Source organism: Providencia sp. LY12, from assembly GCF_057621555.1.
This window is the reverse complement of the sequence record NZ_CM172594.1, coordinates 3,828,981-3,845,036: the sequence shown is the minus strand read 5'-3', so window position 1 is coordinate 3,845,036 and position 16,056 is coordinate 3,828,981. Positions and strand designations below refer to the sequence as shown.

Below are 16,056 nucleotides of genomic sequence, written 5' to 3'. Positions count from 1 at the left end.
TTAAGTTAAATTTTCTAGCTGTTTTATAATCACCTGATGAATTTGCATGCAATTAATTTACGTTTAGTTACACCGTGTATTTACTGATAGTGTTATAGATGATTATTTTCTGCTCTATACATATTTTTCTTTATATCAATATGAAAAATATGATTTTTTATTTTTACTGTGATTTTCTTAACATAATAGGTTAATTATTTATTTGATGCTTTTTTTTGCTTCCAAACCTTAATCTAAATAAATCCCACATCATTCTTGAGAGTATTCGGTTGTTAATTACTCATGTTTAAATATGATTATTAACACTACTAAATGTAATGACTTTATTTATGCTAATTTTCTGCATTTTCATTTTTTATATTAAGAGCGAATTTATTTTTTTATCTTGCTGATAATTTGCTCGAATTAATTAATTGGGAAAAATTTAATTTATTTTAGCATTTAACATTTGATTGGTTTTTAAGCTAAAAAAAGAAGGTTAATAAAATGTTAAAATTAAAAGTTTAAAGTCTGGTTATCAGATAAATATATCTAAAATGAGAGGGATAATTGGTGAGGGGTATCGGTTATGCCTCCCTTCCGGTGAACGTTAAGGGAGGCAATTTATGGTTAGCAACTCAACGCATCTGCCACTGCTTTAAAGCGGGCAAACTTATCCCGTAGCTGCTGATGAGCTATAAGGTTAGGTTGATACGCGGTGATTTTCGGTGTGCTTGATGCAATCGCGGTATCAAACCCAGAATAATACTCAGAACCGACCGCGGCGCACAGCGCGGCAGCTTGGCAGCCTGACTGCTGAACATCCACCACTTCAAGAGGCAGATTACTGGCATCACAGAACATTTGCATCCACAACGCCGAGTTGGTTGGTCCACCGGTAAAGCGAATAGCCTGAGTGCAGTCATCAATGCCAACAATACGGTCTTGATGTAGCAAATGAGAAAAGACAATTCCCTGATAAATGGCGTAGGCAATATCCCCTTCAGTATGATGGGAGCTTAACCCGAGTAGCCCGCCATGCAGGTTACTGTGATAGTTAGAGCCATATAACCAAGGGAAAAATAGAATATCGTTTTGCCGTGTTGCCCCTTCAGCAACGCAAGCATTGAGCACTTTGTAATCTTGCAAACGTTGGTCGAAAAAGTGTCGAGTGAACCAAGCGAGGTTACTGGCTGAGGTTGGGCTACCTTCATGAACAAAATAGGTGCCGGGAATACAGTATTTGCCCCACACATAAGGGTAATCGGCAGGCATGATTTTGTCGAAAACCCGCGTGGAGATAGTCCAGGTTCCAGCGACGGCACTGAGTTTATCTTTTTGGCTGACACCCGATGACAGCGCGGCTCCCACCACATCGAAGAATCCGCCAAATACTGGCGTACCTTCTTTAAGACCGCACTCTTTTGCGGCATGAGTCGTGACGCAGCCCGCTGACTGTGCGGAGTTAATCACGGGGGCGAGTTTGTCATTAGCCTCTTCAATACCAAACAGTTCACAGAGTTTAGGGTCGTAACTGGAGGTTGTTGGGTTATAGAGTTGGCTGCCCGAAATATTGGTCTCTTCGCAAGTGAGCTGGTCAGTTAATCGATAACGAATATAGTCGTGAACCATTAAAACATAACGACCATCGCGATAGCTGTCTGGCTCATATTGTTTTAACCAATTGAGCAGGGCAACGGGGTGTGATGCCCAAAGTTGCTGCAAACTCAGCGGATAAGCTTGCTCTGCGGTACCATTTTGGTGCCATTGATCGACAATCGCTTGTGCGCGGGAATCCGAAGAAACAATGCCGTTTCTGACAGGTTTTCCGTGTTTATCCAGTAAATATAGCCCTTTGCCGTGAGAGGAAAAGCTGACCCCTGCGATTTGTGATGCTGATAATTGGCTCTTAGCGATGGCTTCGCGGATCACACCGCAGGTGACTTGCCACAGGGTTTCCATATTACGTTCACTAAACCCAGCTTGCGGACTTTCAGTGGGAAAAGGGTGCTCAGCAACCACCAGCTCTTGGCCTTCAGGGCTGTAGATCCCCGCTTTGATCACGGTGCCTCCAAGGTCGACACCCATGAAAAATGTGCTCATTGTTGGCTCCTTAGTTTTCCCAACCCGCTTGCTGCATTTTATCTTCAATCCAATGGCGCGCCTTGATGATTTCAATCAGCGGTTCATCGGCTTTTTCCGTCCACATTTCAATTAAGAAGGTGCCACGATAATTGAGCTGCTTAAGCTGTTTGAACAGTGCCACAAAATCCACGCACCCTTCGCCGAATGGCACATCACGGAATTGACCTTTGCAACTGTCTGTTACGGCGTAGGTATCTTTCAGATGCAGAGCAACAATATTTTCAATGCCTTTGGTTAACTCGGCAGCCACATCACTACCCCAAGCGGTTAAGTTACCGACATCAGGATAAACTTGGAACCACGGTGAGCGAATTTTATCGGCAAGCGCTTGCCATTTCGTGATCGAATTCATAAATGGCGTATCCATGATTTCGACGGCGCACATCACCTGAGAAGCCGCGGCAATTTCTGCCACCCATTTCATGCCTTCTTCAAAGCGGGCAATGGTGCCTTCATCTTGCTCTTCGTAATACACATCATAGCCAGCCAATTGAATGGTACGAATACCCAGATCTTGAGCCAATTTAATGGCTTTTGTCATTAATTCACGGGCTTTTTGACGGGTATCTGCATCATGGCTACCAAATGGAAAGCGACGGTGACCCGATAGACACATCGTTGGGATGCGTACCTGGGTTTTTTGGATGGCAGCTACTAACTCTAAGCGTTGTTCCAAACTCCAATCTAGACGGGCTAAACGCTCGTCCGTTTCATCAACCGACATCTCGACAAAATCAAATCCCGCCGCCTTTGCAATAGCTAATTTTTCGCTCCAGCTACTGTGCTTTGGAAGGGCTTTTTCATAGATACCAATCGGGTTTTTTCGTGAAATAGTCATCTTTATTCCCTGTAAGTTAATTTTGTACGGATGCTTTATTGAGGCGTTGATTGCGTGTCATTGCACGCTTAGCGCTCCATTTTTCTTTAAAGAATTTGAAGGCGAGAGCGAGGATCAACGTAATGCCCCAAACCGCGAGATTGAAGTGCAGGCTGACGCCCAACAGGCTAAGCCCAGTTGCGATGACTTGCAGAACTAGCAAGGCGCAGAAGACGCGGCTGACTTTACCGACGCCGCCAAATGGGTTTGTGCCTCCCAATACGATGGCTAAAATGGTCAGCAGTAAGTAAGAATCCCCATATCCCATGCGGGCTGAGTTAAAGCGCGCCATCATGATCAGCCCTGCCAACACACACAGCAGGCTTGAAATGGTGTAAATCGCGATCATCACTCGGTCGGTACGCACGCCGCTAAACCACGTCGCATTGATGTTGCTGCCGCTCATATAGATATTTTTACCAAGGCGGGTGCGACCTAAAAACAGAGCCAAAATAATCGCGGTCACAATGAAAATAATCATGGCGATCGGCATACCGAAAACGGTGTCAGAGCCAATGGCGCGAACCACTGGCGGCATCCCACTGAGTGCGGCACCTTTGGTAAGGTAAACACCAATACCGCTGATAATAGTCATGGAACCAAGTGTGACCAAAATAGGATGAGCGCCAATATGGGAAATCATTAGCCCTGTTAAGCAGCCAATAATAACGGCGATAACGGTGGCACCGATTAATGCAAAGACCAACCACATTAGCTGCGTGCCCGTTCCTGCATCAACAGGCAGGTAATTGATAAATACCCAAGCCATAAACAAGCCAGTCAAGTTAGCGGTGCTGATAATGGCGAGGTTTAACCCGCCACTCAACATCGGAACAAACATGGCGAAGGTCAGAAGACCCAGCTCTGGCAACTGAAAGGTAATACTTAAAAAGGTATTCTGGGTAAAAAAGTGCCCTGGCATGGCGATACTGAAAGCCGCAATAGCGACCAAAAAGATTGAAAGCAGTCCGATAACAGAGCCATCAATTTTAAAAAAATCTTGTTTTTTCATGGTGATATTCCTGTTAAACAAAGCCTACGTCCGTTTCTTTACGCTTTTTGTAGTGAGTAATACAAATAGCGATAAGAATGACCATACCGATGACGATATTGACGAAGTAGTTAGACACCCCGATCAAGTTCAGACCGTTTTTCAAGATACCGATGAGGAAAACCCCCATAAGCGTACCGATAACGCTACCGCGACCGCCGGATAAACTCGCGCCACCTAATACCGCGGCTGCGAGAACATCAAGCTCGCCACCCACTAAGGCGCTAGGCACCACTTCACTCATGCGATAGGTTTGCAGCATGCCGCCGATAGCGGCCATCGCACCGAGATAACCGTAAGCAAACAGATAAATCACCCAGACGCGAATACCAATACGTGAAGCTGATTCTTGGCTGCCGCCTACCGCATACAGTTGGCGACCAATGTGGGTTTTGTTCATTAAGATCCACGTTAAAAACGCGATCCCTAACATCACGATCAATGGCAAACCAATTTGATAATATTCACCATCCACTTCAAAAGGCAGGATGGTGACAGGATCAACCCACCAATCCGGTAAGTCGTAGATACTGTGTCCGTTGGTTAGCCACATCAGCATGCCGAACAGCAAAGATTGCATACTAATAGTGATAATGATCGACACCACATTGAGGGAGTAAATCAAAATTGCGTTGATCAACCCAAAGGTGATCCCGATGACAATCGCAAGGGCGATACTGAGGGTTGGGCTTTCGAGTAATCCTTGCAGTAAGAAAGTGGCAATCACATATTGGACAACCGAGGCAACGGCGGCGAAAGAGATATCAATACCACCAGTGACGAGTACCACAAATAATCCCAGTGCAAAAATACCGGTGACAGCATAGCTTTCGCTTAAGTCGAGCAAGTTTTGAATAGTGAGAAATTGTGGGCTCATGAAGGTGAAAAACACCACCATGATGAGGATCACCCAGATTAACCAGCCTTCAACAGACTGCGGACGAAGTTTTTGCCAATTAGCCATTGATGATTTCCTCCAATTGTTGCTCAGTCATGGAATCCGTCACAATTTCTTTGACGATAGATCCTTGCTTCATATGTAAAATGCGATCGCAGTTGTAGAAAGCTTCAGAGGCTTCATCGGTGATCAATAAAATGGCGATCCCAACACCAGAAAGTCGATGGATCAGCTTGTAAATGCTGTCTTTAGCACCGATATCGACCCCCACGGTAGGGGCATCAAGGATCAGCACTTTAGGGCGCGTCAGGATCCATTTGGCGAGCACCACTTTTTGCTGATTTCCCCCTGATAAGGTGGAGAGAGCATTGTTTGGGTCGGTCACTTTAATATCCAAATCCGCGATCCACTCTTGGACGATTTGCTGGCATTTTTGCTCATCAATCAGATGAAGAGGGGTTTTCAGGCGATCTAAAATCGAAATCACCATATTGTCGGCGATAGACTGCTGCAAAATTGCCCCCAGTGTCAGGCGGTCTTCAGACACGTAACCAATACCATGTTTGATAGCTTGGGCATTATTTTTGAAGATAATTGGCTTGTCTTCGACGATCATTTCGCCGCTGTCAGGGCGGGTTATCCCAAACAGAGAAAGGGCAAGCTCGGTACGACCAGAGCCTAATAATCCGCAAAGTCCCAGTACTTCACCGCGCTTTAATGACAGGGAAATATTCTGGTATTGCCCAGCACGGCTGAGATTTTTCAGTTCTAAGACTGTGTGAGTTTCTTCTGCGTTATTGGGTAATTTGCGCTCATGAACAATATCAAGCCCTGTCATCAGCTCGGTGATTTTACGCGTGGTCAGGTCTTCTGCTGGCCATGTGCCCATTTTCTGCCCATCACGAATAACGGTAATGCGGTCAGAAATCTCTTTCACTTCCTCTAACCGATGGCTGACAAAAACAACGGTGATACCTTTGTTTTTTAAGTAGTTCACGGTAGAAAGTAGCTGATTAACTTCGGTGCGAGTTAACGAGGCCGTTGGCTCATCCATGATCACTAAGCGTGCATCCGCAACCAGTGCGCGGCAAATGGCTACTTGCTGACGCTGGGCAATGGGGAGAAACTGCACTGGGGTATCAGGGTCAATGGTGAACTCAAGTTCTTTGAGAATTTGTAACGCTTTTTCCCTCACTTTCCCTTTTTGAAACCAACCAAAATAACCGTTTAAATTCAGTTCAAAGGCGATGTTTTCTGCCACGGTTAAGTTAGGAAATAAGGATAAGTCTTGGTAGATAACTTGAACGCCAAGCTCTCGCGCTTTGTCTGGGGTCAGGCGAGAGTATCGTTTGCCATCTATTTCAATTTCGCTACCTTCATCGGGAGCATAAACGCCGCTAATGGTTTTAATTAACGTACTTTTTCCGCAGCCATTGGTGCCCGCTAAACAATGAACTTCACCTTTGTTTAGCGTCAAGTCGATATTGCGTAATGCACGATGACCACCAAAGCTTTTGGAAAGATCCCGTAACGTAATCAGTGGGGAGTTTTTTTCGGCTGTCATAGTGGAGTCCTGGTGTTGACTGTGTCGTCAGATTCAGAGTGACAACAGACACCGCTATCAGACCTAAATAGGGTGCTGCTGTCACTTAAACTATGTGGAACTAAATAATACTGTTGTCGTATTTTTATTATGTAGTGCGAACTTACAGACCGACTTCAACCAGCTTTTTGGTGTTTTCAATATTCAGGTTAACTGGGTTGTCGCTGAGGATGGTATTGCCACTCACCTTGATCTCACCCATATCACCGATGCTGACGCCAGTTTTGATCTCTTCGCCATTCATCATTGCCGTCGCGACTTGAACGAAAACTTGACCAGCCACTTTCGGGTTAGAGATATAACCACCGTCAATTGCACCTTTTTCTAACAATTTGATACCTTGACCCGGTGTAAATGTACCGAATACACAGGTTTCAGCGTTTTTACGGCGTTTGTCGATGGCGCGACCCGCACCGATAGGCCCCTGAGAACCAAATGACATAATGCCTTTCAGATCTTTATGCTTAGACAGCAGGTCGTTTGCAGTACGCATAGAATCATCAACGGATTCCGCGACACCAAAGCGGTCATCGACCATTTGCATTTTTGGATAATGTGCTTTTTGGTAAGCGATTGCCGCATCAGCCCATTCGTTGACGAGTGGTACAGTCAGGCTGCCAACGAACATGGCGTATTTACCTTCTTCACCCATACATGCTGCCATATCTTTCATATGGTTAGCACCCATGCTTTGGGTATCCAGCAATTCGAAATCCCAATCCGCATTTTTTTGATCTGGGGATTCGTGAGTAATGACTTTGATGCCTGCTTCTTGGGCGCGTTTTAAAACCGGCTCAAGGACTTTTGCATCGTTAGGAACGACGCCGATAACATCGACTTTCTTCGCGATTAAATCTTCAATTGCACGAACTTGTTCCGCAGGGTCAGCGGTGGTTGGACCCACTTGGAATGCATTAACGCCGAGTTTTTTACCTTCTTCGGTGATCCCTTGCTCCATGACGTTAAACCAAGGAATTCCCCCCACTTTTACCACGACACCCATAGTAAATGGCTTTTGTGCTTTCTGTGATTCAGCCATCGCCATGTTGGAAAACAGTGCGGCGCCCATTAAGCAAGGTAAAACTAATTTTTTCATATTCATTGTTATATTCCTCAGAGATGATGTGCAGATACAGCCATGCTCATCAACATAGGGTTAATGTTTTGTTTAATCGGATAGATATAATTAATTTCTATTAATCGTTAATTTAATTAATAGGTTTCTTTGCTGCCTGGTGTAATTCGGTTATTTAAAATAAAAACAAATTGCTTAATTCACTCACTTAGTTACGCTGCGACTATCATCGATATAAATACTCTTTATCACACTGAATACTATTTATCACATTCAATAATATTTAACTTTGGAAATACTTGTTTGAAATTTTTATCATTAAGTTTATTGGTAATTAACACGTTAATATCATTTAAGGTACAAACTTGGCTAAAAGCATATTGGTCTAATTTATTATTATCCGCTAATAACACACAATTCTCAGAAACTTGAATCATAATATTTTTTAATTTGGCATTAACTTCACTGCCATCTCGAACGCCAGTTTCAATATTGAATCCTTGGCATGATAAAAATAACGTTTTAATTTGAAAGCTACGGATAATACTTTCAGAAATGGGACCATGAAAATCATCATGGCGTTCTGAATACTCTCCACCAATGCCAATGACGCGAACGCGGTCTCGGCATGCTAATGCTTGAATGATTTTGACGGAGTTGGTGACCACCGTAATATCGATATCGGGTATTTGCCTCGCCAGAAACCAGCATGTGCTGCTGTTATCCATCATGATGCAGTCACCCGGCTGAATAAACTTCAATGCTGCTTTGGCGATTTTCATTTTCGCATCTGGGTTCTCTTCCGTTCTCTTACGAAAGGATTCTGCACCATCGACCATCTGACTAAGTTTGACCGAAGAGGGCATTACATTCAGTACCGGGCTTTCATCTTGTTCAGTGGCAACCGCACCGCCAAAACTACGAATTAAACGTTTTTCACGTTCTAGTACCGTTAAATCCCGGCGAATAGTTTCTTGAGAGACGTGACAAAGTTGAGCTAAATCGCGCACTAACGCTGAGCCATGTTGAGAAACATGGGAGCAAATTAATCGGTGGCGTTCAGCTTGTAGCATCTCAAAACTCCTATTCAGCCCATGGCATTTATTATTTCTGTGACAAACATTCTTTCCGCGATAAACATTCTTTCCACGATAAATAGTGTGCCAGCGCTGAATTTTTTTTGTCGTGATTCGACTCATGTAATAACGGATAGAAACAAACAAAGCTATTTATAGAGTCATTGATCACGTTTATATGAAACAAGCATTTATATTTTCATTTTTATCGTTAATTAGATCACTAAATATGGCGGTATATAGTCAGAAACTAGACGAATCATTAATCAACTTTCACATGTTCGGGCATTTTTAGTAGGCGTATTTTTGTTTTAGTTAGACCGATTGTGACCGAGTGTGACTGATTTATGTTGTTTTGTTAATGATTTGTAAAGTGCTGGGCTTTTTTATTCAGCTAAATCTGTTTACCTTAATAATCAGAATAACGTCTATTCATCGACAGTAAATAGAGAATAAAAGAGAACCTTGTCGTTGATATGACTCGTTATTTTCATATCGTATTCACGCCATCTTTTTACACCTAGGGAGGTAATCATGCTGGAAACATTAAAACAGCAAGTATTTGAGGCGAATCTTGAATTACCCAAACATAAGCTAGTGACGTTTACGTGGGGTAACGTAAGTGGAGTAGACCGCGAAGCCGGTTTGATGGTGATTAAGCCTTCCGGGGTGGATTATGAAACCATGAAAGCGGATGACATGGTGGTTGTTTCATTAACCACTGGTGAAGTCATCGAAGGAAAATATAAGCCTTCTTCTGACACTGATACCCATTTAGCGCTATATCAAGCTTTTCCCGAGATTGGTGGTATCGTTCATACCCATTCGCGCCATGCAACTATTTGGGCACAAGCTGGCCTACCACTAAGTGCATTAGGCACTACACATGCCGATTATTTTTATGGTGAAATACCTTGCACCCGTAAAATGACAGAAAGTGAGATAGCGGGTGAATATGAGAGAGAAACTGGGCATGTGATTATTGAAACATTTAAACAGCTCGGAATTTCTGCAAAGGATATTCCCGCGGTATTAGTCCATAGCCACGGTCCTTTCGCTTGGGGTAAAGATGCTCATAATGCGGTACACAATGCAGTGGTATTGGAAGAGATTGCGTATATGAATTTATTTACGCGTCAATTGACACCTCAAATTGACGATATGCAGCAAGAATTACTGGATAAGCATTATTTACGTAAACATGGGAAAAATGCGTATTACGGACAAAAGTAGAGTTTATTTCTTTTTAAGTACGTTATTTTAAGACTATTCATTTTATTGTTAATAAGTTGATAAATTTATTTTTCATTTAATTGAAAGGTTTTAACTCGCTCAGTGTCTATTGAATGCCATATACAATTACCTATAGCAAATTATCTATAACAAATTACCTATAACAACGGCCACGGAAATATTATCGTGGCTTTGCCATGCAAAAATATTTTTATCAGGGTATAGGGTTAAATTGTAAGTCGGTTTAAACTGGCGCGGTGTATTGGTGATACTGAGTGGAAAGGACATGTCTAATCGAGTACTTTTTCTATTTTTGACCTTTTTCGTTAATCTTTTTTCTGTTTCACATGCTGCGGATATAAAAAATAATAATTTAATTATCAGTGGTTCAAAAGCGATCAATCTTGATAATTGGGAGCTTGTAGATGTACCTCCCAAATTGATTCAGACAAAAGCGCCAGAAAACATCTTTGCTATTGTAGGCGGTCAAATGCGTATTGTTGGAGAGATCAATCCAGACAACGGCTTTTACGCCTATAGTCCAAATGGTGACTATAATGCCCTACAGTTTGGTAATGATTTCGCTTATGTTAAAAGCACTCAGATATCCAAAAAGAAGCCTCGGAATATCCCTGAAGATGACCGTTTAAACGATCTTAAAAACCCAGTTTATGACTATTTGATTACAAGCCAAAAAACGCCAGTATTCAGTGCAACTGACGAAGATTCGCGGCAAATCGCCTCTTTATGGGAAAATCTTCGCTATCCCGTGTTGGCTCGAATGATCAAAACGGATGAAGATGGGGACAAAACCTCATGGTTAACCATTCGTCTCGGTGATCGCTTGGGTTATGTTCGCTTAGATGATGTGGCGATTGATAAAGGCATTCCTATTTTTACTTATCACCATATTCTCGAGGACAGTGAAAATAAAAACTTTCGCCATACTTCGACGACAACCTCGGTTGATGCTTTTCGTGAGCAAATGAATTACCTCAAAGAGATGGGGTATCAAACATTATCGCTCGAAGATGTGGAAGGTTATTTAAATAAGAATGCAAATTTACCTGGGCGTGCTGTGGTACTCACGTTTGATGACGGGCTTAAATCCGTTTATCGCTATGCATTGCCTATTTTAAGAGATAACCAGCAACAGGCGACGCTGTTTGTCATCTCTTCGCGCATAAAAACTCAGCCGCAAAAATGGGATCCGGATTCTCTGCAATTTATGAGTAAACAGGAAATTAAAGAGAGCCAAGATGTTTTCAACATTCAATCTCATACTCACTTTTTACATCGCTTAGATAACCGTAATAACCCGATTATTTTTAGCCGTAAAGAGCACACTATTATGCTGGATTTTAAACGTTCAATGAAAGCGTTGGCGAAATTCGAAAAAGACCAGCGTTATTTAGCTTACCCGTTCGGCGCCTATAACCAAACGGCGATTGATGCAGCAAAAGAAGCAGGCTTACATATTGCGGTGTCTACCATCCAAGGTAAGGTCAAGCTCGGTGATAACCCTTATGCACTAAAACGCCTGTACGCCTACAGCACTGACCCGATTAGCAAATTTGCTTTGATGGTAGGCAATAGCGAACAGGATGTGGTGAATAAGAACGTTGTCGTTGATAAATAAGTTAAAAGACCTTGGGTGCAGCACGAAAAAGGCCCAAGGTTTTATTCGCTTTGCGCTGAACATGTTGCCATTTCGGCTGTTAACCATTGGCGGAAATATTGTGTTAATGGGTTGAGTTCAGCGTCTTTATGAATTAGCCATGCCCATTTAGCGCCTGTTACGCGCTGCTCTGTAAGTGGAATTAATTGCCCTGAATTTAGAGCGTGTGCAGCGAGTAATTGACTGACTAATCCGATCCCCAATCCTTGACTGACGGCATCTAATAACAGACTAGGATCTGAAAAGTTCACTCCTTTTTGTGATTGTCCAACCGATTCACCACCGCCAATAACCCAGTTACTCCAATCCATTTCTCGCTCGCCGTGTAGCGTTAAGGGCGATTTAGCACCAAGCAGACTAGGGTGGCAAGCTGGGTAGAGACTATCCTGATATAACACTTCAAAAGTACATTCATTTTGTATGGCTAGGTCATCACGGATAGCAATATCAATCGTTTCCATTTCCATATTTGGTGCGTCATAGGTAGTGAATAACCAGATATCAATGTCAGGGTGTTGTTGTTGAAACTGTCCAAGTCGAGGTAATAGCCAGTGACGAGCAAATGCAGGCGTTGTGTTCACAATAAGTTGGTTAGATTTTCGATACTGATCGAGCCTGCGTACCCCAATCGCTAATTGTTTCAATGTATCCTGAACACTAGTGTAAAAATCCTGCCCGGCATCCGTGAGCGTGACACGGCGTCCTTGTCGAATAAATAGTGGCTGCTCAAGCTGGCTTTCTAAACTACGAATTTGCTGACTAATTGCAGATTGTGTGACATGCAATTGCGCTGCGGCTTGATGGAAACTTCCCAATCGGGCGGCCGCTTCAAACCCGCGTAATGCATTTAATGGTGGCCAATATTTTAGCATTCTTGATAAGCTCATCTAATCAGTTGTGCGCTAATTATATCGTTAGTTTTATGGCTATCAAGGGTATTAAGATAGGTGTATTGAAAATCACTGAATAGTATTGCTTATCATAATGAGTATTAAGGAACCCAGTATGCAGACTCGTCGTCAGTTTATCCGACAAACCTCAGTCATTAGTGCCATAGGCGTTGCAGCCTCTTTTGGCATATCACCAGTTGCAATAGGGAGTTCGCAGAGTGAAAAATGGGGAATGATGCCAGATGAAGGGGAATTACAGCAGTGTGCTTTCATTGCCTTCGGTGCCCAAAAAGCAATTTGGGGTGAATTCACTACAGATGTGCAAATAACATTAGGGAGTATCGCTAAAGCGATTGCTGAGTACCAGCCTGTGGTGGTTTTTTGTCGAGAAAATGAGCGTCAGTTAGCTGAGGAAATGTGTGGTAGCCAAAATACGCGTTTTATCACGACAGAGCTCGATGATATATGGATGCGTGATATCGGAGCCAATTTTGTGGTTAATCCAAAAGGGGGACTCAATGCCGTTGATTTTAATTTCAATGGTTGGGGCAATAAGCAGCAACATGATAACGATGCCCAATTGGCAAAGTTCCAAGCGCAGCATTTTGGTGTGATTACCCCACTTATCAGTCGCTTAACTGGAGAGGGTGGAGGGATTGAGGTTGATGGTCATGGTACAGGGATAATGACGGAAAGTAGTTGGATAAATGATAATCGAAACCCTAATTTAACCCGAGATCAGATAGAGGAAGAGCTAAAAAAAGCATTAGGATTACGTAAAATCATCTGGTTGCCAGGTATTAAAGGAAAAGACATTACGGATGCGCATGTCGATTTCTACGCTCGTTTTGTGAAGCCTGGGGTTATTTTGATAAATCTCGATAATGATTCGGACTCTTTTGACTATGAAGTCACGCGCAAGCACATGGAGATTTTAGAAAATGCGACGGATGCTGACGGACGAAAACTGAAAATTTATACGGTGTCGCCACCTAGCACTCTGCGACAAACTCGCTTTAGCCGACATAACCCTGATTTCGCTGCGGGTTACATTAATTACTTTGTCATCAATGGTGCCGTTATTGCGCCTGAATTTGGGGACAAGCAGGCAGATCATGATGCGAAGCAGCTCCTTGAAATGCTATACCCAGGCCGAGACATTATCATGCTTAATATTGATGTCATTGCAGCGGGAGGGGGTGGGATACACTGTGTCACTCATCAATTACCCGTGCATAATGACCGAAGATAAAAAGCGCGAAACAAAAAATTGCCTACTTTAATGTGAGTAAAGTAGGCAATGATGTGGAAGATTTATCGTGCTAGGTCATTATTTAACGCATTTCTTGCAGGTGTCATTCTGCACAATATCAAAGAAGTTATTGCCTTTATCATCCACTAGAATAAAGGCTGGCAATCCTTCCACTTCCATTTTCCAGACCGCTTCCATACCTAACTCTGGGTATTCAAGGCAATTTAAGCTTTTCACAAATTCTTGCGCCAAAATAGCCGCGGAGCCGCCAATGCTACCAAGGTAAAAACCGCCGTGTTTTTTACAGGCATCAGTCACGGCTTGGGTACGGTTACCTTTTGCCAGCATTAACATACTACCGCCATGAGATTGGAATAGGTCAACGTATGGATCCATACGGTTACCCGTTGTTGGACCTAAAGAACCCGACACCATATCTTCAGGTTTTTTCGCAGGACCTGCGTAATAGACCATATGATCTTTAAAGTATTGTGGTAAGTCTTCACCATTATCTAAGCGCTCTTTGAGCTTGGTATGGGCGATATCGCGAGCGATGATCAGTGGACCACTGAGGGATACACGGGTCGATACAGGGTGTTTACTCAACTCGGCCAAAATATCTTTCATTGGGCGGTTGAGGTCGATATGAACCACGGTTCCTTCTGCCTGATGGCGCATCGATTCAGGGATATATTGCGCTGGGTTATGCTCCATTTTCTCCAGCCACAGGCCGTCTTTGGTGATTTTTGCTTTGATATTGCGGTCAGCAGAGCAAGAAATGGCTAAACCTATCGGGCAAGAAGCACCATGGCGAGGTAAGCGAATAACACGCACATCGTGGGCAAAGTATTTACCGCCGAATTGCGCACCAAAGCCGAGATGGCGTGACGCTTCTAATAACTCATTTTCTAGCTCAACATCACGGAATGCACGGCCATACTCATTACCTGTCGTTGGCAGGTTATCATAGTATTTTGCTGAAGCCAGTTTGGCTGTTTTCAGCGTGGTTTCTGCGGAAGTACCGCCGATAACGAATGCGATATGATACGGTGGGCAAGCGGTTGTCCCTAAGTTTCTCATTTTCTCAACTAAGAAGTTTTTCAACTTAGCCGGGGTCAGCGTTGCTTTAGTTTCTTGATAAAGGGCAGATTTATTTGCAGAACCGCCGCCTTTGTTAACAAACAAGAAATGGTATTCATCACCCGTGGTGGCAAAAATATCAAATTGCGCGGGCAAGTTGGTGCCTGTATTGACTTCGTTGAACATATCCAGCGGGGCATTTTGCGAAAAACGCAGGTTTTCGTGTTGGAAAACGTTATAAATGCCTCGTGAGAGGTATTCTTCGTCATCACAGCCAGTCCAAACTTGTTGGCCTTTTTTCCCGACGACGGCAACGGTTCCCGTATCCTGACAGTTTGGCAGAATACCTTTCGCAGAAATCTCGGCGTTACGCAGTAATTGCAGTGCGACATACTTGTCGTTTTCACTGGCTTCTGGATCGTGCAAAATCGCGGCGACTTGTTTTTGGTGGGCAGGTCTTAAAAAGAATTGGGATTCATAAATTGCATGTTCAGCAAGAAGGGTTAAAGCCTCTGGCTCGATTTTTAGCATTTGCTTCCCAGCAAATTGCTCTACAGAAACATATTTATCAGAGACTTGGTAATATTCAGTTTTATCCTCAGACAACGGATAAGGTTCTTGGTAAAAAAACTCTTTATTAGCCATTTTGCTCACTCACATATTAATTTTAGCGGAAAATATAAGAAATAAATTATTTATAGGCTTTTTATTCTAAATGCCGCTTGTTTTGTCAGGCGGGATAATCGTTTATAGGGATAATAGTCTGAATGTAATTAGAATAATTACCCATTATATTCAAAGGGATGTAAAAGAAAATATGACTTTGGTTAAACTTTGCCAAGAAACTAATATTCAAATTCAAAGTATGAAGCTAATCACATAAATTAATTATGGGTATTGGGTTTAACTATTTGTTATTCATGTTATCGAGGGGCAGTTAATTTAGATTTTATGCATTCAATTTTTCCATAAATACTCTAATAGGTTAGCGGATTAATTGATCATTTATGGTTGGTTAGCATTCTGGAGATAATAAATAAAATACAGAGTGAAAATAAAAGGAAAATGGACTTTTATTATTACTTGGGTAAGTTATCTTAATCGATAGTTTGGTTTGGTTTTTTATTTAACATATTGAATTTAATGTTCTTTTAATGTTTGTTTTATTTTTGGTTCTATAATGAAAAATGATAGATAAGCACAAAGCTATGAAAAATAT

The 16,056-nt window shown here is 42.6% G+C and carries 12 protein-coding genes; 3 read left to right on the top strand and 9 right to left on the bottom strand.

Going from position 1 to position 16,056, the window contains the following annotated elements:
- Window positions 1-609 precede the first annotated feature (609 nt).
- From ACY3ZI_RS18250 to ACY3ZI_RS18220, 7 genes are all read right to left on the bottom strand, one after another.
- Complete coding sequence (locus ACY3ZI_RS18250; RefSeq protein ID WP_211886961.1) at window positions 610-2,082, bottom strand: FGGY-family carbohydrate kinase; 1,473 nt, start codon at window positions 2,080-2,082, stop codon at window positions 610-612.
- 10 nt (window positions 2,083-2,092) lie between these two features.
- Window positions 2,093-2,962, bottom strand: a complete 870-nt coding sequence (locus tag ACY3ZI_RS18245; RefSeq protein WP_487375628.1) for an L-ribulose-5-phosphate 3-epimerase — start codon at window positions 2,960-2,962, stop codon at window positions 2,093-2,095.
- Window positions 2,963-2,978: 16 nt separating this feature from the next.
- Window positions 2,979-4,013, bottom strand: a complete 1,035-nt coding sequence (locus ACY3ZI_RS18240; protein WP_036949222.1) for an ABC transporter permease — start codon at window positions 4,011-4,013, stop codon at window positions 2,979-2,981.
- A 13-nt stretch (window positions 4,014-4,026) separates the two neighbouring features.
- Window positions 4,027-5,016, bottom strand: a complete 990-nt coding sequence (locus ACY3ZI_RS18235) for an ABC transporter permease (protein ID WP_211886965.1) — start codon at window positions 5,014-5,016, stop codon at window positions 4,027-4,029.
- Window positions 5,009-6,514 carry a sugar ABC transporter ATP-binding protein gene (locus ACY3ZI_RS18230; RefSeq protein ID WP_154603179.1) on the bottom strand — a complete coding sequence of 502 codons (1,506 nt, stop codon included), beginning with the start codon at window positions 6,512-6,514 and terminating at the stop codon, window positions 5,009-5,011. The genes ACY3ZI_RS18235 and ACY3ZI_RS18230 overlap by 8 nt, the downstream gene beginning before the upstream one ends.
- A 142-nt stretch (window positions 6,515-6,656) precedes the next feature.
- A complete protein-coding gene (locus ACY3ZI_RS18225; protein ID WP_036949290.1) occupies window positions 6,657-7,649 on the bottom strand; it encodes a substrate-binding domain-containing protein in 993 nt (330 codons plus the stop codon).
- Window positions 7,650-7,888: 239 nt separating this feature from the next.
- The gene (locus ACY3ZI_RS18220) at window positions 7,889-8,701 is read right to left on the bottom strand and encodes a DeoR/GlpR family DNA-binding transcription regulator (RefSeq protein ID WP_165906944.1); all 813 of its coding nucleotides are present in this window, start codon (window positions 8,699-8,701) and stop codon (window positions 7,889-7,891) included.
- A 537-nt stretch (window positions 8,702-9,238) separates the two neighbouring features.
- Between ACY3ZI_RS18220 and araD the strand changes: the two genes are divergently transcribed.
- Both araD and ACY3ZI_RS18210 read left to right on the top strand, forming a co-directional pair.
- Window positions 9,239-9,937: an L-ribulose-5-phosphate 4-epimerase gene (araD, locus tag ACY3ZI_RS18215; protein WP_211886967.1), complete on the top strand. Its 699-nt coding sequence runs from the start codon at window positions 9,239-9,241 to the stop codon at window positions 9,935-9,937.
- A 286-nt stretch (window positions 9,938-10,223) separates the two neighbouring features.
- Window positions 10,224-11,576: a polysaccharide deacetylase family protein gene (locus ACY3ZI_RS18210; RefSeq protein ID WP_211886969.1), complete on the top strand. Its 1,353-nt coding sequence runs from the start codon at window positions 10,224-10,226 to the stop codon at window positions 11,574-11,576.
- A gap of 41 nt (window positions 11,577-11,617) precedes the next feature.
- Here ACY3ZI_RS18210 and ACY3ZI_RS18205 read toward each other — a convergent pair whose 3' ends face one another.
- Window positions 11,618-12,487 carry a LysR substrate-binding domain-containing protein gene (locus ACY3ZI_RS18205; protein ID WP_211886971.1) on the bottom strand — a complete coding sequence of 290 codons (870 nt, stop codon included), beginning with the start codon at window positions 12,485-12,487 and terminating at the stop codon, window positions 11,618-11,620.
- A 133-nt stretch (window positions 12,488-12,620) separates the two neighbouring features.
- Between ACY3ZI_RS18205 and ACY3ZI_RS18200 the strand changes: the two genes are divergently transcribed.
- A complete protein-coding gene (locus ACY3ZI_RS18200; protein WP_487375627.1) occupies window positions 12,621-13,757 on the top strand; it encodes an agmatine deiminase family protein in 1,137 nt (378 codons plus the stop codon).
- A 78-nt stretch (window positions 13,758-13,835) separates the two neighbouring features.
- Here ACY3ZI_RS18200 and ACY3ZI_RS18195 read toward each other — a convergent pair whose 3' ends face one another.
- The gene (locus tag ACY3ZI_RS18195) at window positions 13,836-15,482 is read right to left on the bottom strand and encodes a fumarate hydratase (RefSeq protein ID WP_211886975.1); all 1,647 of its coding nucleotides are present in this window, start codon (window positions 15,480-15,482) and stop codon (window positions 13,836-13,838) included.
- Window positions 15,483-16,056 lie beyond the last annotated feature (574 nt).